Source organism: Peristeroidobacter soli (assembly GCF_004138485.1).
In the GTDB taxonomy this organism is placed as follows: domain Bacteria; phylum Pseudomonadota; class Gammaproteobacteria; order Steroidobacterales; family Steroidobacteraceae; genus Steroidobacter; species Steroidobacter soli.
On the sequence record NZ_ML142848.1, the window covers coordinates 1311602 to 1328897 of the forward strand.

The following is a 17296-nucleotide window of genomic DNA, read 5'->3' on the forward strand; positions in this document are numbered from 1 at the left end:
CGTAGCTACGCCTTCGCTGAAATGATGCCGAGGCGGTAGGCGGCACTGACCGCCTCGGCTCGCGTTGAAACATCCAACTTGGTGAAAATCGCAGCCAGGTGATGATCGATGGTTCTCGACGAGCGATTCAGTCGTTCGCCGATCTCCTTATTGCGCAAGCCTTGTGAAAGCAGGCCCAGCACCTCGATTTCCTTGGTCGTCAGTCCCGCAAGATTGTTCTGCGTGCTCTCCCGCGGGCCTCGCCGCAAGCCACGAACGCCTGCGGAGCGCAGTTTGTAACGCATCCGTTCGATCATGGGCCGCGCACCGAATGACTCGAACACGGTGAGGGCTTCGCGCTGCGCGGACTCATCGCCTTCCATCATCGCGCGCGCCGCTTCGAACGGACACTTCAATTCGCGCCACTTCTCAGCGGCCTCCTGCCAGCGGCCGTGGATCTCCATCGCGAAGGGCATCTGCATGCAGAACTCGGGCATGCCGCCGGGCAGCGAGCCTTCGCCTTGCCAACACCAAAACAATAGCTCCGACGCAAACCACGGATGCTGCTTGCGTACTGCCAGCTCGACGCCGGCGCAGCCTTCACTCGCCGCTTCAGCCGTTCGTCCTTCGAACCACGCCGCCTCGGCACGCGCGGCCTGCATCAGCGCAACTCGTTGCAAGGTTTTGGTATTGCCCGCGAGCTCCTGCGCTTCATGCAAAGCTTCCCACACCGCTGGATCGCCACGACGCGCTCGCACGCGCCCCAGCGCGATCAACGCAGTGATACGAGCAATCACCGGCGAGCGTCGATCGGCGAGCACGACATGCGCCGTACCGGATGCCTCTGTCCACCGCCCACGATACATCCACACCAGCGCCTGCCACGACAGCTGATATAGCCGCGAGAAATCGATGTCGCGCTCGCTGCAAAAGTCGATGCCACGACGAAGATAGTTGTCGGCGAGGTCGAATCGATAAACCTCGCCACACGCCGAGCCCAGATTGACGAAGGCGCTCGCAACCCACGAGTCCGACCGGATCTCCTCGGCAAGGGCACGGCTGCGTTCCAACTGCGCGCAGCCCTCGTCCACCCGACCGGCGATGATCAGCGACGAACCTATCGTGTTCAGACAATGAACGATGGATTCCCGATCGCCGAGTCGTTCGGCGGCCGCCTTCGCCAACTCGCCTTCGTGAATGGCCTGCGTCACGTCGCGATCGAGCATGCGCAGATGTGCCGCCCAACGACGCACCACAACCGCCGCGGCGCCCGACGCGTCGTCCGCGACCAACGACGCCGCCTCGCGCATCGTCACCTCGCTTTCCGCATTCTTTCCCGAAACCACCAGCGCATGCGCGAGCCGCGCAAGCGAGATCGCTTGTTTGCTTCGCTCGCCGAGAGTTCGCCAGAGCTCTACAGCGCTGAGTCGTGCGTCGATCGCATCGCTCACCATTCCGCTGAGCTGACATTCGGACGCATAGTCATCCAGCAATGCCGCGCGCTGAGCGGTCGATGCCGTCGCAAACTTCAGCGCCCGCGCCAGCTGCTGAGCCGCCTGTCGATGCGCCCCCTTCGCCGCCGCTTCACGAGCCGCCGCCGGAGCCAGCTGTAACACGGCATCTTCAAACGCGGCGCCTTCAGCGTGATGCGCGAGCCGCGCGAGATCCGGCGTCGCGCGTGATTGCAGCGCCTGTAACACCATGCGATGCAGGCTCATGGCTTTCGTGGGAGTCAACGCGTCGAGCACGGCTTCGCGAGCCAGCTCATGACGAAACATGAAGGCGCCGTTCTGTGCACACAGCACGCCGGTCGCGAGACATTCGTCGATCCAGCCACTCTCCGCCGCGGTCAACTCCTGCAACAACCACGGCTCGACTCGTGGACCCGCAACAGCAGCGGCATCGAGAATCGCTCGTGCAGATGGTCGCAAGCGGCCAGCGCGCGCAAGCACGGCGTCTCGCACTGTCGCCGGCATTGCAACGCCGCCCGCGGCGACGACTTCAGTAACAAAGAAAGGATTGCCGCCCGTCTTGGTCTGTAACTCAGCGGCATCGACGTCGCGATCGCCAATCAGCTCCTGAATCGCGGCAATCGACAAAGGCTGCAGTGACAGGCGCTTCGCACCGCTGGTGGCAAGATCGCCGAGCACCAGACGTAACGCGTGCGACGGCCCCACTTCGTCGCTACGAAAACTCACGACCAGCAGCGCATGAGTGCGACCGATGCGTCGACCGACATAACGCAGGAAATCCAGCGTCGCTTCGTCGGCCCAGTGCAGATCCTCGAGCACGATCAACGCCGGTGGGCGCGCCAGTTCGGTCAGAAAGCTGCTGAAAATCTGCAGACGCTCGACGTTGCTGTTGAGCGCGATCTGCCATTCGCCCTGGATTTGTGCGGCGATATCGAACAGGGGACCGAGCGGCCGAGGCGTCTGCAGAGCGTCGCAGGCGCCCCAATACACCGGCATCTGAGCGCGCTGGGATTCGGCGAAGGCTCGTAGCAGCGAGGTCTTGCCGATGCCGGCCTCGCCTTCGAGAAACAACAAGCTGCCCTGGCCCGCCGCGGCATTACGCAGCAGTCCCTGTAGCGAGGTCAGCAGTTCATCCCGCTCCAACAGCTTCATGCCCGGGCCCGCCACGCCGACGCCGTCGATCCTCGAAAAGCCTCGGGATCATAGCGCGGCTGACAGTGCCCGGGCGCGAGCCCTCGGGGTCAGTACAGGAAATACGGATCCAGCACCCGGACTTCGGAGATACGGTCGACCGGCAAGCCATTGCGACCGGCCACGGACCGGATCGCCTCGGGTGACGGGCCGTCGTAGATGCAGTAGGTCTTTTTGCGATCCGGGGTCACATAGGAATGGATCCAGGTCACGCCCTCCTGGGCGTTATTGCTGACCACATTCGACGCCGCCTTGGCGCCTTCCGCATTGGTGGGCAGGCCGAGACCGTCCGGGAAAGTACGTTCAATCAGATAACGGGGCATGTTCGTCTCCTCGATAGGGGGATGCCCGGTCACGATACGAATCCACCCCGCCGGCCAATACGGCGGGATTGCCTATATTGCGGACCTTACTTTGGTCAGGCCTCGGGCCCGCAGCGAAATGCCATGCAAACCGGCTTTATTCTTGATCGCGGACGGCGAGCGGCCCAGGGTCGTGGCAATCGCCTCGATCGACAGATTGCGGCCAGCGAGCTCTCTCAGGCGACGAACATCGGCGACGGACCAGGCATTGGGAAGCGCGGCGCGACGTGCCGCCGAACGAGCGTAATCATCGGACCAGAACATCACATCTCCACATCTGCGGTATCCCTCACGGGACCGAAGCCGGGCTTCGTCGCCAAAGTTCTACGGCAGTCGGCCCGGAGCGGCAAGTGAAAATCCCATTAGGTGCGCTCGCGGGAGCGCGCTGGATCTTCAGGAGATTGACGGGATTTCAGGCCGCGGGCCCGCTCATCCGCAGCTTGGCGATGTGGCCGCCGAGCACGGCGGCGGGCAGGCTCAGGATCAGGCCGAGGATTTTGAACCACAGCGGCAGATCGCCGGTGCCGATCATGCTGATGAGCATGCCCAGCACCCCGAAGGCCAGCGCATTGAAATACGGCATGCTGCGTGCGAAGCGGGCGGCGAGATAGCCGCCGAGGACGGTGGACGCTGTGCCCAGGATCATGCCCAACGTCAGATAGCGGACATCCTGCATCAACACCTGATAGGCATGCCGGATTTCCTCTTTCGACAGGTCGGAGCTGAACCCCGGGCCGCCGAACATCTGGGTCAACAGCATGCCCGAGAGGATGTCGACGCCCATGACGGCAAGAGTTGCAAGAATGACGGCGCGGATGCTGATGTTCGGCATACCGCAAGAGTAGGAGCCTGCCGGCGCTTTCGCCAGCACCCGCTAGCCGCGGCCGTTCATCCTGACGCCGAATTCGGCGGCACTTTCAGACAAGGCACGCCAGAAACTTTCGGCAAGGCTGCGGAACACCGCAATTTCGAACACCGCGTGACCGCTCGGGTCATCGTCGAGCCGCCATAGCGTCGCGCCGACATGGGCTGCGACGGTCGCCGCCACAGCGCCGCTGCGAAATATGCGCGGATGCAAATCGATGGGCACGATCTTGCACAGCGCCTCGCGCGCCTTCGGCCCCGACACACGCAACACCGCCTGGCCGTCGCTCTGATCGGAAATGGCGGCGAGATCACCGAGCGCATCGGTCAACGATGTGACACAGCCGTTACTTGCCCTTTCTACTGTCACAATCCACGCACCCGGCCCCGTAGCGATGAACGCGCACCCGCCGGCAGCCGAGCGTCTTGGCCCGGGCGACAGCTCGATACCAAATCGTTCGCGGACCCGCTTCGTCAACGCCTCATGCTGTCCACGCCTGGCCAGCACCGAAGCGATGCCCAACTCATCGCGCTCCTGCACGACCACACCGCTGCCAGGGGCTGTGATCGGCAGATCCGCGAAGGCCGCACGCGGCGTGAGTTCAATCTGTGAGTGAGCCATGCCTTCAACCTTTCAAGCGTGCGCCTTCGGGATCGAAGAACACAGGCGAGACGACCTCGACTTCGATTTCGCCGCTACGCAATGGGTCATACGCGCGCAGCCGTTCGCCGACACGTGCCTGGCCCCGAGCGAGCAAGCCCAAGCCAATCCAGTGATCGAGCATCGGCGAGAACGCGACGGACGTGAGATAACCTTGATCGTTGTTCAATGCCACCGTCGCGCCGCTCGAAAGAAAGTGCGCGCCGGCGAACAATCGTTTGCTTCGATCCACCGGTTTGAGACCGACCAAGGCGGGTCGATTCGCATCCACCAACCCTGGCCGCCCCGCCAGCACGCGCCCGATGAAGTCTTTCTTCGTCGACATCATGCGACCCAGGCCGAGATCGGCCGCGGTCGTCATCCCGTTCAACTCGTTGCCGGCGACATGCCCCTTCTCGATGCGCATGACGCCAAGAGCTTCGAGACCGTACGGAACGACGCCCCACTCCTGGCCCGCAGTCATGAGCGCGCGAATGGTGGCATCGCCGTAGCGCGCGGGCACCGCCAGTTCGAAAGCGAGCTCACCCGAGAACGAGACGCGGAACAGACGGGCTCGCATGCTCTGCCATTGAAACTCGGCGCAGGCCAGATAGGGGAATGCCTCGTTGGACACATCGATGGCGCCGCCGAGCAATCGCTCCAGCAAACGTCGCGAGTTCGGCCCTGCGATCGAGTATTGCGCCCATTGCTCTGTGATTGAGACGATCTGTACGTCCAGCTCCGGCCAGGTCACTTGCCGCGCATGTTCCAAGTGCTGCATGACCTTGCCGGCGTTCACGGTTGTCGTCGACATCACGTAGTGGCCGGGCGCAATGTGAGCCGTCGTGCCGTCGTCCATGACGAAGCCATCTTCACGCAACATGATTCCGTAGCGCGTCTTACCGACCGGCAACGTCGAGATCATGTTGATGTAGACCCGATCGAGAAACGTCGCGGCATCCTTGCCTTGAATATCGATCTTGCCCAGCGTCGATACGTCGCACACGCCGACGCTCGAACGCACCGACTTCACTTCGCGGTTCACCGTTTGCAGCCAGTCGGTCTCGCCCGGCTCGGCAAACCATTGCGCTCGCAGCCATTGCGCGGCTTCAACGAATGTCGCGCCTCGCTCCGCTGCCCAGCGATGACTGGCGGTAAGCCGCGTCGGCCGAAAGTCCTTGCCGCGATGATGCCCCACGAAAGCGCCGAACGAGACCGGCGTGTATGGCGGACGAAACACCGTCGTGCCCACTTCAGGAATGGTTCGTCCGGTAGCGGCTGCCAGCAACGCGAGACCGTTGACGTTGGACGTGCGGCCTTGATCGGTCCCCATGCCGAGCGTCGTGTAGCGCTTCAGATGCTCGACCGACGTGAATCCTTCGCGCGCCGCGAGCGTCACATCGTCGGCGGTCACGTCGTTCTGAAAATCGACGAACGCTTTGCCTCTCGAATCGGCGATGCGCCAGCAGGGCGTGACTCCCGACAGCTCATCATCCACTGTCGGCGCCGACCAGGCTGGCGCGTCATGACCGGTTGATTGAGCCGCCTCGGCGCCAGCTGCAGCGCCTTCTCTGAGCGCGGCAGCAAGCGTGAACGAACCGCGGGCCGCGCCTGCGACGATCGTTCCGCGTAACTCACTTGGCAGGAAGACCGAGAGCTCATCGCTCCAACGCGGGCGGCCACCGAGATGCGTCGACAAGGCGATGTTCGGATTCCATCCGCCGGACATGCACAACGCATCAGCCTTCAGATTCTCCATGCCGCCATCGTGCTTTCGGACCGTCACGCGAGTCAGCCCGTGCGAGCCCTGCGTGGCGACCACTTGCGCGCCCAGCAACGTGTAGATGCCGGTTTGCTTCGCGCCGGAGAGCAGCGACGCCGATATTTTCGTTCGCGTGTCGATGACAGCCCGAACCGCGATGCCGGCACGAGCCAGATCGAACGCGGTCACCCAGCCATCATCCGTCGATGTGAACACGACGGGGCTGTGGCCGACAGCAACACCAAATCGATGAAGATAGGTGCGAGCGGCGGAGGACATCATCACGCCCGGCCGGTCGTTGTCACCGAACACCAGCGGGCGCTCGATCGCGCCGGTCGCCAGCACAATGCGCCTGGCCACGATCTTCCACAGGCGCTGACGTGGCTGATGCGGTGACGGCGTCGGCAAATGATCGGAAACCCGCTCGACCGCACCGAACGTATTGCCGTCGTAAGCACCGAACACGGTCGTTCGACGCATCACTCGCACGTCCGGCAAGGATTCGAGCTCAGCTGCCGCCCGTTGCGTCCACTCCACGCCGCTGCAGCCACCGATCTCGCGACGATCGCCATTCAAGCGGCCCCCTAAAACGAAATCCTCGTCGCAGAGAATGACGCGAGCGCCAGCGCGTGCTGCGCTCAGCGCTGCTGCCAATCCAGCCGCGCCACCACCGATCACCAGCACATCGCAAAACGCATGCGCCTTCTCGTAAATGTCGGGATCGGATTGTTCGCTGGCACGCCCCAGACCGGCGGCCTTTCGAATCAGCGGCTCGTACACCTTTTCCCAAAACGCCGCCGGCCACATGAAGGTCTTGTAGTAGAACCCGGCGACGAAGATGGGTGAGAGCAGCGAGTTGATCGCGCCGACATCGAACCCGAGCGACGGCCAGCGATTCTGGCTGGTGGCTTCCAGGCCATCGAACAGTTCAGCCACCGTGGCCCGCGTGTTCGGCTCGCGACGCGCCCCGGTGCGCAGCTCGACGAGTGCGTTCGGCTCTTCGGAGCCGGCCGTGAGAATGCCGCGTGGACGATGGTATTTGAATGAGCGACCGACCAGTTGGACGCCGTTCGCGAGCAGCGCCGACGCCACCGTGTCGCCCGCATGCCCCGTGAAGCGACGGCCATCGAACTGAAACGTCAGCGCACGCTGACGATCGATCAGGCCGCCTTTGCCGAGCCGATGACCGCTCATGCGCGTGCCGCTTCCTGGTTTGTTTCGGTGGTCGCGTCGTTATACATCTCGACGGTGAATATCTCGTGGGTGCGCGTATCGCGAGTCACGCGCAGCCAGCTGCGACACCCGAAGCCGTGATACCACAGCTCCTCGTGGCGGCCCGCCGGGTTGTCACGCAGGTACACCGCCTCGAAGTATTGCTCCGGCGCACTGGGATCCGGACGGCGCACCGTCGCGTCGCCCAGATAGGTGAACTCGCTGGAATCCCGCTCGCCGCAGAACGGACATTGGATACGCATCAGTGCAAGTTGGGCTGCGCGCCCACTCCCTTTTCGTCGATCAGATGGCCGATGGCGAAGCGGTCGAGGCGATAGTCGCGCCCGACTTCATGCAGTTCATCGCGAGCCAGCAGATGAGCGAAACACCAGCCCGACGCCGGCGTCGCCTTGAAACCGCCGTAGCACCAACCGGTATTCAGATACAGGCCGGACAGCGGCGTGCGATCGATGATGGGCGAACCATCCATCGACATGTCCATCACACCGCCCCATGAGCGCAGCACACGCACGCGCCCCAGCGATGGAATGACGGCCATGCCGCCTTCGCAAACATCTTCGACCGTGGGCAGGTTGCCGCGTTGAGCGTAGGAGTTGTAACCGTCGATGTCGCCGCCGAACACCAGCCCGCCCTTGTCCGACTGGCTCACATAGAAATGCCCCGCGCCGAAGGTGATCACGCCCGGAATGCGCGGCTTGATCGACTCGGATACGAATGCCTGCAGGACGTGACTTTCGATGGGCAGCCGCAGACCGGCCAGATTGGTCAGCCTGGAGGTGTTACCTGCCACCGCAAGGCCGATCTTCGCTGCTTTGATTTCACCGCGCGAAGTGGTCACGCCGGCGATGCGGCCCGCCTCGCGAATGAATCCGGTGACTTCGCAGTTCTGAATGATATCCACGCCGCGATCGCTGGCCGCGCGTGCGTAGCCCCAGACGACTGCGTCATGCCGTGCCGTTCCACCGCGCCGCTGTAGCAAACCGCCCTGGATCGGAAAGCGGGCGTTGTCGAAATCCATGAACGGCGCGATGCGCCGGACCGCGTTCGCATCGAGCAGCTCGGCGTCGATGCCATGCATGCGCATCGCGTTGCCACGTCGCGCATAGGCGTCGCGCTGGGCGTCGGAGTGATACAAATTCAGAATGCCGCGCTGACTCACCATCGCGTTGTAGTTCAGGTCCTGCTCCAGCCCTTCCCAGAGCCGCATCGAGAACTCATAGAACGGCACATTGCCGGACAGCAGATAGTTGGAACGAATGATGGTGGTGTTACGGCCGGCGTTGCCCGAACCGATCCAGCCCTTCTCGAGCACGGCGACCCGGGTGATGCCGTGCACCTTGGAAAGATAGTGAGCCGTCGCGAGCCCGTGCCCGCCACCGCCGACGATGATGACGTCATAAGCCGGTTTGGGAACGGCGTCGCGCCACGCGGGAGTCCAGTCGCGATGACCCCGCAGCGCCTGACGCATGAGACTGAAGATGGAATAGCGCATATGTGTGCTAGGGCTGCGCTTTGCGCCTTGCTGCAGGCGATTGGAGGCGCAACGCAGCCCACCCAATGAGTGTTCACAGGCCTTGCATCTTAGGCAGGGGCCTGCGCGGCAATTGCTCATTTGCGACACGCTCTGTACAGTTTCCGCCATCGTGCCGCGACCCAAACCATTGCCCGGCGAATTGCCAGGGACCGTTCCGCCCGTAGAGTCGGTGGGCTTCCTGTTGATTCCTGGCTTTGCCTTGATGAGCTACGCCTGCGCGGTCGAGCCGCTGCGGGCAGCCAATGTACTGGCGGGCAAGACACTTTATAAATGGTGGAACGCCGCGCCCGCCGATAAACCCGCGCTCGCTTCGAATGGCGCGGCGGTGCTGCCGGACTTCAAGTTCGGTGCCGAGGTGGGTTCGCTCGATCTCATGCTGGTGTGTGCCGGCGGCAATCCGGCGACCTTCAACGATCGGCGGACATTCAGCTGGCTGAAGAAACTGGCGGCACGCGGCATCACCATCGGCGGCATTTCCGGCGGCCCGTTTATTCTCGCCAGGGCCGGCCTGCTGTCCGGCCGCCGCTGCACCGTGCATTGGGAACACATGCCCGCGTTTCAGGAAGCGTTCCCCGATGTGAAACTGACCCGTTCCTTGTTCGAATTCGACCGCGACCGCGCGACGTGTTCGGGCGGCGTTGCCGGGCTCGACATGATGGTGGCGTTGATCAGACGCGATCACGGCCATGAGCTGGCCGCCGCCGTCAGCGATTGGTTGTTACATACGCAGGTGAGAGAAGGCGCGGGGCCGCAACGAATGGATCTGCGCTTTCGACTGGGCGTGGGTGACGCGAAGCTGCTCAAAGCGCTGCGCGCGATGGAGGCGCACATCGAAACGCCGTTATCCCGCGACCGACTCGCGACGCTCGCGGGTGTGTCACTTCGGCAGCTCGAGCGCTCCTTCAACGGCGAACTGGGGCGCGGCGTACACGAGCACTATCTGGTCGTACGGCTGGCCAGATCCAGGCAACTGTTGCGTGAAACCTCGCTGTCCATCCTTGAAGTCGCGCTCGCCACCGGCTTTGCCTCCGCCAGTCAATTCTCGCGGGCGTTCCGCCGCAGCTTTGGATTCACGCCACGCGATGCTCGTGAACGCGAACAACGCGTCATCGATCCAAAGTAAAGCCTTCATCCAGCCAGCCGGTGATGCCGCCGATCATCAGCTTCACGGGGCGACCGAGCCGCGCCAGTCGGATCGCGCCACGGTGCGCGCCATTGCAGTGAGGACCTGCGCAGTACACCACGAAGACAGTGTCGGCCGGATAGTCGCGCAGCGTTGCTTCGATGATCTTTCCATGCGGCAGACTCACCGCGCCCGGCACGTGGCCCGCCTCGTAGAGCGCGTGACTTCGCACGTCGAGCAGCACGAAATCCTGCTTGCCGCTGGCCATCACGTCGTGCACATCCCAGCAGTCCGTTTCAAATTCGAGCGCGGTCGCGAAATGCTTCAGGGCGCGATCGCTGCTGGCAGGAGCGACGGCGGTGACGGCGGTGGTCATAAAATCCTCCAGGCTCGGTCGATGCAGGCATTCTGCGCAAAATCAGCCCTGGAGCCCACTGGCGCCGACGCCATAGATCGGTAACATCGCGCCATGAGCAAGCAATCCCGCTCCAGCCGGCATCGCGTCGTCGCCCTCGCTTACGACGGCCTGTGCACGTTCGAATTCGGCTGTGTCGTCGAGCTGTTCGCGCTCGACCGGCCGGAGCTGGGCGTGGAGTGGTACGACTTCGCGGTGTGCTCCGCCGAGCGCGGACCATTGCGCGCCGCCGGCGGCATCGAGGTCCGAGTACCCAACTCGCTGGCCTTGCTCGATGAGGCCGACACCATCGTGATTCCCGGCTGGCGAAATGCGGATGAAGTGCCGCCGCCTGCCCTGCTGCGTCGGATTCGCGCGGCTCATGAGCGAGGCGCGCGCCTTTGCACGATCTGCTCGGGTGTCTTCGTGCTCGCGGCAGCGGGTGTACTCGACGGCCGGACGGTCACGACCCATTGGCGCTACGCCGAGCGTCTGAGCAAACGTTATCCGACCGTGACGGTGGAACCAAACTCGCTTTATATCGATTCGGGACAGGTGCTCACCTCGGCCGGCTCCGCCGCGGGATTGGACATGCTGCTGCATCTCGTGCGACGGGACTATGGCGCCAGAATCGCAAATCAGGTCGCGCAACGCCTGGTCATTCCGCCTCACCGCGAAGGCGGCCAGGCTCAATATCTGCCGCGGCCCATGCCGCAGGATGAGCGCAATCGTCTTTCGAAACTCATCGACTGGGTTCGCGCGCACCCTTCGCAAGCTCACACGTTGCGAACATTGGCACGTCGCGCCTCCATGAGCCCGCGCACGCTGCAACGTCAGTTTCAGGAAACGGTCGGCTTTGGACCGTACGAGTGGCTGATTCGCGAGCGCGTCGCGCTAGCCAAGGACTTGCTGCAAACGGGCGGCCATTCACTGCCACGAGTGGCCGAGGCGGTGGGCTTCAAGTCACAAGAGACATTCCGGCGCCACTTCCGCCGCGTCGCCGGCACCAGCCCGGCCACCTATCGTCGCCAGTTCGCGAGCCCCTGACGGCCACTCCATGTCACGACCGAACCAGTTATTGCTGGTCCTGAGCTTCGTGGGATTCATCGCACTGGGCCTGCCGGATGCGGTGATCGGTGTCGTGTGGCCCGCGCTGCGCGTCCACTTCGGATTGAATCAGGATGCGTTGGGCCCGCTGTTCATCACAGTGACCGTGGGCTCGGTGATGGCGAGCACGGCCAGCGGCGTCATCCTGAGTCGAATGGGTATTGGCGACCTGCTCGCGTTCTCCTGCGCTCTGACGGCCGTCGCGCTGTTCGGCTATACGCTTGCGCCTTCGTGGACTGTTTTCGTCGCCATTGGGTTGCTGACGGGTTTCGGTGCGGGTGCCATCGACGCGGCAATCAACACTCACGCGGCGACGCGCTACTCAGCGCGGCTGGTCAATGTACTGCATGCGTTCTATGGCGTCGGCGCAGCGGCAGGACCGGCGTTGATGACCACCGTGCTGACGACAGGTCGCCCCTGGCAGCTCGGTTATCAAATCATCGTCGTCGTCGAGATCCTGCTTGCAGTTGCATTCGTTCTGTCGCGACGGCAGTGGCCGCCACCGGTGGCCTCGCATGAAGATCCTCTTCGACCGGCGCGTTTGATCGAGACGTTGCAGCTCGGCAAAGTTCAACTCTCATTGCTGGTGTTCCTGATCTACACAGGTTGCGAAGCTGCGGCGGGCGCGTGGGTATTCTCGTTGTTATACGAGGCTCGCGACATCACGACCGCAGCAGCGGGCACAGCCGTCACCCTGTATTGGGGCGGTTTGTTTGCGAGCCGACTCGGGTATGCGTTCCTGCCCTCGACCGTCAACCCGGAATCGATCGTCAAGCTCTGCATGATCGTAGCGCTTGCCGCTGTCGTGACGTTGCTGCTCGATCTGCACCCGAGGGTGGACACCGTGGCCATCGCCGTGATGGGCTTCGCCGCCGGACCGATCTTTCCCTCGATGATCGCAACCACTCCAGCACGCGTCGGTCCCCGCCACACGGCGAACACCGTCGGCTTGCAGGTATCGATGGGCGCGGTGGGTCTCGCAGCATTGCCCGCGCTGTGCGGCTTGATCGCTCAGTACTGGGGATTGGAGCTGATCCCGGTGGTGCTGATCATAGGATGGACGGTACTGCTGTCGACCTACCTCGCACTGCGCCGCCTATAGATCCAGCACCAGTCGCGACGACTTCGCCCGCGAGCAACAGGGCGTCATCTGATCGTTCCGTGCCCGTTCCTGATCCGTGAGGAAAGAGTCTCGATGATCTGGCACGCCGGAGATCACGCGCGTCAGGCACGTGCCGCACACTCCCTGGTCGCACGACGTCGGGATCTCGATGCCCTGATCGAGCAGCACTTCGACTATAGGCTTGTCGGCGGGAATCACGAACACCTGGCCGCTGCTCGCCAACTCCACTTCGAACTGCCCGGCCGGCGTGGCCGACTGCTCCGCCGGCGCGAAATACTCGCGATGCGTCTGCCCGTCCGGCCAGCCTCGAGCCTTGGCCGTCTGCAGCACATGGCTCATGAAGCCGCTCGGCCCGCACACATAGATATGAGTTCCCGGCAGCGGCTCGCCGAGCACCTGGTTCGCGTCGAACCGTTGCTCGTCCGGGCCATCGTCGAAGTGCACGCAGGCCTGCTTCGCGAACGTCGATTGTCGAATGCGCTCCAGGAACGCAGCTCGCGCCCGAGACCGCGTGCAGTAATGCATCTCGAAGTCGAGGCCGCGACGCGATAGATACTCGGCCATGGCCAGCAGCGGCGTCACGCCAATGCCGCCGGCAAGCAACAAGTGACGATCGGCGTTTGCCGCGAGCGGGAAATGATTCTTCGGCTCGCTGACTCGGATCACATCCGCCACTTTGACAGTATCGTGAAGCGCAACCGAGCCGCCACGCCCTTCAGGCTCACGAAGCGCGGCGATGAGGTAACGATGTTGTTCGCTCGGGTCGTTGCATAGCGAATACTGTCGAATCATGCCCGGCCCGAGCTCCACATCGACGTGAGCACCCGGCGTGAACGGAGGGAGCGCCCGCCCCTGCGGATCGATCAGCTCGAACGAGCAAATCTGTTGCGCTTCCTCACGGCGCGCAGCGACTTTCAGTTGCAGCCAGGAATGAATCATCGTGATACCGCTTGCGCAACCGGCTGCACGAACTGCATCGGTTGCTCACGCCTCGGATAGGGCCCCAGGGAAAGAAGAATCAAAGCGCCGACAGCGAACACCGCCGACGCAACGTAGAAGCTCACATCGTAGCTGGCGGTGCGATCGAACACGGTCGCGAACGCGACGGGAGCGACGCCCGAGCAAATCGCCAGCACCGCATACAGCACGGCGTAGATCTTGGCGTAGTGTTTCAAACCGAAGTAACGCGCGGTCAGGAACGACATCAGATCGAGCTCGGCGCCCGCCGCGAAACCGATCAGCAGCGCCGCGAAGCAGGCCAAATGGAACGACGGCGTTCCCACCAACATGAAACAGCCCACCACTGGCAGACACAACGCGACAGCGGCGACGCCCGGCGCCCAGAAGCGATCGATCAGATAGCCGACGACCAGGCGACCGAGCACGATCGCGAGGCCATACATGCCTTGCACGCTCGCCGCATCGTGAGCGGACATGCCGTTGTCCGTGAGGGCCGGAATCAGGTTGGGACTGATGCCGGACACGGCCATGTACACACATAGAATGGAAATGAACAGGATCCAGAACTTGTAACCGCGGAACGCTTCGCCAAGCGTCAGCCCCCAGCTCGCGTCGGCTACCGGTCGTGCTTTGCCAGCGCCGGCGCCTTCGGGCCGGAAGCCGAGATAAACGATCGGCCCCGCGAACAGAATCGGCAGCAAGGCAAGGCCGATGTACGCCGCCCGCCAACCGAACGATTCAACCAGCCAGACGCCATACTGAGGCGCAAGCACGGCGCAGATCCCCGTACCCGTCAGCGTCAGCCCGAGCGCGATGCCTCGCGTGCGATCGAAGTTGGCGGTGATCGCGCTGGTCCACGTCACTGGCGTGGTCCCGGCGCCAAACACCGCCATCACGCCATACGCGACATAGAGCATCCAGAGCTGTCCCTGGATGAACGCCGCGAAAATGAATCCCAGGCTCAATCCAAACAAGCCGACCAGCGCCGTGCGCCGCGCGCCGTAGCGATAAATGAGCCAGCCTACGACAGGTGCGATCAACGCGCCGAGGCCGGCGCTGAACAGGATCGAAGACTGGAACTGCGCTCGCGTCCATCCAAACTCTGCGGTGAGCGGCTTGACCAGCACACCGATGGAATAGAACGGCAGCACCACCGAGCTGCAGGTGACGCCCGCGCAGGCTGCCAGGATCAGCAGCCAGCCGCGGCGCAGTTCGTCAGTGCGTCCGGTCAAAACGAGTATCCCACCGTCACGCCGTAGCTGCGGGGGGAGCCGCCGAACGCTTGGTAACCCACACCCAACGAGCGAATATCGACGTAGTCCGTGTTGGTGATATTCCGGCCGAACATCGAGAACGACCACGCGCCGAGGTCGTAGCCGATGCTCGCGTCGAGAATGCCGTACTCCGGCATCACCAGCGCGTCGAAATTTCTCACGTCGGTGTCGGCCTCGGCACGACGCTCGTAGGCGAGGCGAGTTGCCAGCTTGCCTGCGCCGATATCGACCGTGTACGTGGCGGCGACATTCGCCTTCCACGGAATCACTCGATCGAACTTCAGATCGGTCGGATCGGTCACGCCGCCGCCGCATGGCGGACAGGTGATACCGAGCAGCGTGTCGTACTTGGCATCCACCGTGCCGTAATTCACATCCAGACGCAGCGAATCGATGGGCAACCAGCTGACCTCCAGCTCCACGCCCTGGATGGTTGCCGCGCCGGCGTTGAACAGGGTCGAGATCGGCGGATTGACGCCCGGCACGGTGCCGGTGCGTTGAATGTCCTTATAGTCCTGATAGAAGTACGCCGCGTTCACGCGCAGGTTGGGCAGCAGATCGGTCTTCGCTCCGATCTCGTAAGCCGTGTTGGTCTCTGGATCGGCCGGCACTGGAATGGCGGCGGCACTGCCGCGAGCATTGTAATTACCGGCGCGATATCCCACTGCGTAACTGAGATAGGTCGTGATATCGCTGTTCGGCCGATATGTCAGCACCGCTCGCGGCGTGACCTTGCTCCACTTCGAAGAATCCTCGATCGGCTGATCGACGCACAGCGCATAGCTTGCGCCGCACGCCGTGAGCGGACGGCGCATGTGGAAGTCCTTCTCGTCCTCGGTGTAACGCAAGCCCGCCGACAGCGTCCATCGGTCGGTGAAGTGATAGTCGAGATTGGCGTAGACCGCCGAGGTCGTGGAGTCCTGATTCCAGTAAGACGCGAAGTGATTGACGATGGTCGAGGTGTTGCTGCGGATCTCGCGCAACTCGGTCACGTCGGACTTGGCATCCATGTAGAAGACGCCGACCAGATAGTCGAGATCGTCGGTGATGTTGCCGTTGAAGCGCGATTCGATGCTGAACTGCTCCGCCTTCTCGACGTTGTCCGGGAAGATGGTCAGGCTGAACGGCGTGCCGTCGACGTTGATGGTCGCCTTGTAGTCGAGGTCACGATGCGCGACCACCGTCGTCCAGGTGCCGGCGTCGAAGTCCCATTGCAGCTCACCGATCGCGTGCCATGCCTCGATCTTGGTGTAGCCGGTCTCGGCCACGTTGGTTTCGTACTTGCCGGGATTCGGCGTGAAGCCCCACTGCGTATTGAGCGCCGTCGTCGCCGCGTCCCCGGGCACGACGGAGCGTGCGACGCCGCCGCCATCGTCGAAGTTCTGATACTGAGTCAGCAACGTGAATTTGACATCGTCGGTCGGCGTGAACACGAACGTCGGGCGCACGATCAAATGATCCTGAGCCGCGATTCTGCCGGTGGAGTGCTGCACCGGAGTGCCGTCGATATTGTTCACGTTGCAGTTCGGCGTTCCCGTCGGACACACCGGCACCGCCGCGTACGTGCCCTTCAGCGTGTTCTTGATGCGGCCGTCATCTTCGTGAGTCATGACGGCGAGACGCGCCGCAAGCTTGTCCTCGATGAGACTGCCTTCGATCGCCGCCTTCACTTCGCGCGTGTTGGCATCGCCGATGGTGAAGTTGATATTGCCGTTGAAATCGCCCGTCGGCCGACGCGAGCGCAGGACGATCGCGCCGCCGGACGCGTTACGGCCGAACAACACACCTTGTGGACCGCGCAGCACTTCGACGCTCTCGGCATCGAACGTATCCAGCACCGCGCCGGCCTGATAGTCGATCACCATGCCGTCCTGGAGAATATTGACCGGCGCGTCGATGGATCGCGTGCTGTTGGTGTTGCCGACGCCGCGGATCACGAAGTTCGAGAAGCCCGGAAAAGTGCCGACCGGATCGAGCTGCGCGTTCGGCACGATGCGGCCGATGTCGGTCACGCTGACCATCTGCGCCTGCTCGATCATGTTCCCGTCGACGGCGCTGACCGCCATGGGCACTTCCTGCACGGCGGTGCCGGCGGCTTTGCGCTCGGCGTAGACCAGCACCTCTTCCAGCTTGGGCGCTTCACTGGCCGCCTCGTCCGCCGCCCATGCCGGCGTGCTCACGGTGCCGCCGACCGCGGCCAACGCCAGCCCCAACAGACCTCTGGTTTGCATCGACATGCCGATCCCCCAATGCTGTTTTCTAGGATTTGAAGCCCGCC

The 17296-nt window shown here is 63.2% G+C and carries 15 protein-coding genes; 3 read left to right on the forward strand and 12 right to left on the reverse strand.

The window, feature by feature from the left end; translation table 11 throughout:
- Positions 1-5 precede the first annotated feature (5 nt).
- The 8 genes from EKO19_RS05480 to EKO19_RS05515 all read right to left on the reverse strand — a co-directional run bounded on the left by EKO19_RS05480 (position 6) and on the right by EKO19_RS05515 (position 8995).
- Positions 6-2603 (reverse strand): AAA family ATPase, encoded by a 2598-nt coding sequence (locus EKO19_RS05480; RefSeq protein WP_129775358.1) that lies wholly within the window; start codon positions 2601-2603, stop codon positions 6-8.
- Between the two features lie 89 nt (positions 2604-2692).
- The gene (locus EKO19_RS05485) at positions 2693-2965 is read right to left on the reverse strand and encodes a DUF4242 domain-containing protein (protein WP_129775359.1); all 273 of its coding nucleotides are present in this window, start codon (positions 2963-2965) and stop codon (positions 2693-2695) included.
- Positions 2966-3037: 72 nt separating this feature from the next.
- Positions 3038-3268, reverse strand: a complete 231-nt coding sequence (locus tag EKO19_RS05490) for a hypothetical protein (protein WP_129775360.1) — start codon at positions 3266-3268, stop codon at positions 3038-3040.
- A gap of 148 nt (positions 3269-3416) precedes the next feature.
- Complete coding sequence (locus EKO19_RS05495) at positions 3417-3875, reverse strand: hypothetical protein (RefSeq protein WP_129775361.1); 459 nt, start codon at positions 3873-3875, stop codon at positions 3417-3419.
- 3 nt (positions 3876-3878) lie between these two features.
- Positions 3879-4490 (reverse strand): sarcosine oxidase subunit gamma, encoded by a 612-nt coding sequence (locus EKO19_RS05500; protein WP_129775362.1) that lies wholly within the window; start codon positions 4488-4490, stop codon positions 3879-3881.
- Positions 4491-4494: 4 nt separating this feature from the next.
- Positions 4495-7464, reverse strand: a complete 2970-nt coding sequence (locus EKO19_RS05505) for a sarcosine oxidase subunit alpha family protein (RefSeq protein ID WP_129775363.1) — start codon at positions 7462-7464, stop codon at positions 4495-4497.
- Positions 7461-7745: a sarcosine oxidase subunit delta gene (locus EKO19_RS05510; protein ID WP_129775364.1), complete on the reverse strand. Its 285-nt coding sequence runs from the start codon at positions 7743-7745 to the stop codon at positions 7461-7463. Before EKO19_RS05510 ends, EKO19_RS05505 begins: the two co-directional genes overlap by 4 nt.
- Positions 7745-8995 carry a sarcosine oxidase subunit beta family protein gene (locus EKO19_RS05515; protein ID WP_129775365.1) on the reverse strand — a complete coding sequence of 417 codons (1251 nt, stop codon included), beginning with the start codon at positions 8993-8995 and terminating at the stop codon, positions 7745-7747. The genes EKO19_RS05510 and EKO19_RS05515 overlap by 1 nt, the downstream gene beginning before the upstream one ends.
- A 151-nt stretch (positions 8996-9146) precedes the next feature.
- Between EKO19_RS05515 and EKO19_RS05520 the strand changes: the two genes are divergently transcribed.
- A complete protein-coding gene (locus EKO19_RS05520) occupies positions 9147-10160 on the forward strand; it encodes a GlxA family transcriptional regulator (RefSeq protein ID WP_217705128.1) in 1014 nt (337 codons plus the stop codon).
- On the opposite strand, the gene EKO19_RS05525 is transcribed toward EKO19_RS05520, so the two are convergent.
- Entirely contained in the window at positions 10144-10536 is a 393-nt protein-coding gene (locus EKO19_RS05525; RefSeq protein WP_129775366.1) for a rhodanese-like domain-containing protein, read from the reverse strand. The genes EKO19_RS05520 and EKO19_RS05525 overlap by 17 nt on opposite strands.
- 93 nt (positions 10537-10629) lie before the next feature.
- Here EKO19_RS05525 and ftrA point away from each other — a divergent pair, with 93 nt between their 5' ends.
- Together ftrA and EKO19_RS05535 are read left to right on the forward strand one after the other, a co-directional pair.
- Positions 10630-11601, forward strand: coding sequence for a transcriptional regulator FtrA (gene ftrA, locus EKO19_RS05530; protein WP_129775367.1), 972 nt, complete (start codon positions 10630-10632; stop codon positions 11599-11601).
- Between the two features lie 10 nt (positions 11602-11611).
- Complete coding sequence (locus EKO19_RS05535) at positions 11612-12763, forward strand: MFS transporter (protein WP_129775368.1); 1152 nt, start codon at positions 11612-11614, stop codon at positions 12761-12763.
- Here the strand turns inward: EKO19_RS05535 and EKO19_RS05540 are convergent.
- From EKO19_RS05540 to EKO19_RS05550, 3 genes are read right to left on the reverse strand one after another with little or no spacing between them, the layout of a single operon-like run.
- Positions 12758-13723 (reverse strand): PDR/VanB family oxidoreductase, encoded by a 966-nt coding sequence (locus tag EKO19_RS05540; RefSeq protein WP_129775369.1) that lies wholly within the window; start codon positions 13721-13723, stop codon positions 12758-12760. The genes EKO19_RS05535 and EKO19_RS05540 overlap by 6 nt on opposite strands.
- Entirely contained in the window at positions 13720-14976 is a 1257-nt protein-coding gene (locus EKO19_RS05545) for an MFS transporter (protein WP_157995125.1), read from the reverse strand. The genes EKO19_RS05540 and EKO19_RS05545 overlap by 4 nt, the downstream gene beginning before the upstream one ends.
- A complete protein-coding gene (locus EKO19_RS05550; RefSeq protein WP_175596962.1) occupies positions 14973-17249 on the reverse strand; it encodes a TonB-dependent receptor in 2277 nt (758 codons plus the stop codon). The genes EKO19_RS05545 and EKO19_RS05550 overlap by 4 nt, the downstream gene beginning before the upstream one ends.
- Positions 17250-17296 lie beyond the last annotated feature (47 nt).

Bases quoted from the DNA above. Each gene is read 5' to 3' on its own strand.
- EKO19_RS05480 (WP_129775358.1), bottom strand. From the start codon at position 2,603: ATGAAGCTGTTGGAGCGGGATGAACTGCTGACCTCGCTACAGGGACTG.
- EKO19_RS05485 (WP_129775359.1), bottom strand. From the start codon at position 2,965: ATGCCCCGTTATCTGATTGAACGTACTTTCCCGGACGGTCTCGGCCTG.
- EKO19_RS05490 (WP_129775360.1), bottom strand. From the start codon at position 3,268: ATGTTCTGGTCCGATGATTACGCTCGTTCGGCGGCACGTCGCGCCGCG.
- EKO19_RS05500 (WP_129775362.1), bottom strand. From the start codon at position 4,490: ATGGCTCACTCACAGATTGAACTCACGCCGCGTGCGGCCTTCGCGGAT.
- EKO19_RS05505 (WP_129775363.1), bottom strand. From the start codon at position 7,464: ATGAGCGGTCATCGGCTCGGCAAAGGCGGCCTGATCGATCGTCAGCGT.
- EKO19_RS05510 (WP_129775364.1), bottom strand. From the start codon at position 7,745: ATGCGTATCCAATGTCCGTTCTGCGGCGAGCGGGATTCCAGCGAGTTC.
- EKO19_RS05515 (WP_129775365.1), bottom strand. From the start codon at position 8,995: ATGCGCTATTCCATCTTCAGTCTCATGCGTCAGGCGCTGCGGGGTCAT.
- EKO19_RS05525 (WP_129775366.1), bottom strand. From the start codon at position 10,536: ATGACCACCGCCGTCACCGCCGTCGCTCCTGCCAGCAGCGATCGCGCC.
- ftrA (WP_129775367.1), top strand. From the start codon at position 10,630: ATGAGCAAGCAATCCCGCTCCAGCCGGCATCGCGTCGTCGCCCTCGCT.
- EKO19_RS05535 (WP_129775368.1), top strand. From the start codon at position 11,612: ATGTCACGACCGAACCAGTTATTGCTGGTCCTGAGCTTCGTGGGATTC.
- EKO19_RS05540 (WP_129775369.1), bottom strand. From the start codon at position 13,723: ATGATTCATTCCTGGCTGCAACTGAAAGTCGCTGCGCGCCGTGAGGAA.
- EKO19_RS05550 (WP_175596962.1), bottom strand. From the start codon at position 17,249: ATGCAAACCAGAGGTCTGTTGGGGCTGGCGTTGGCCGCGGTCGGCGGC.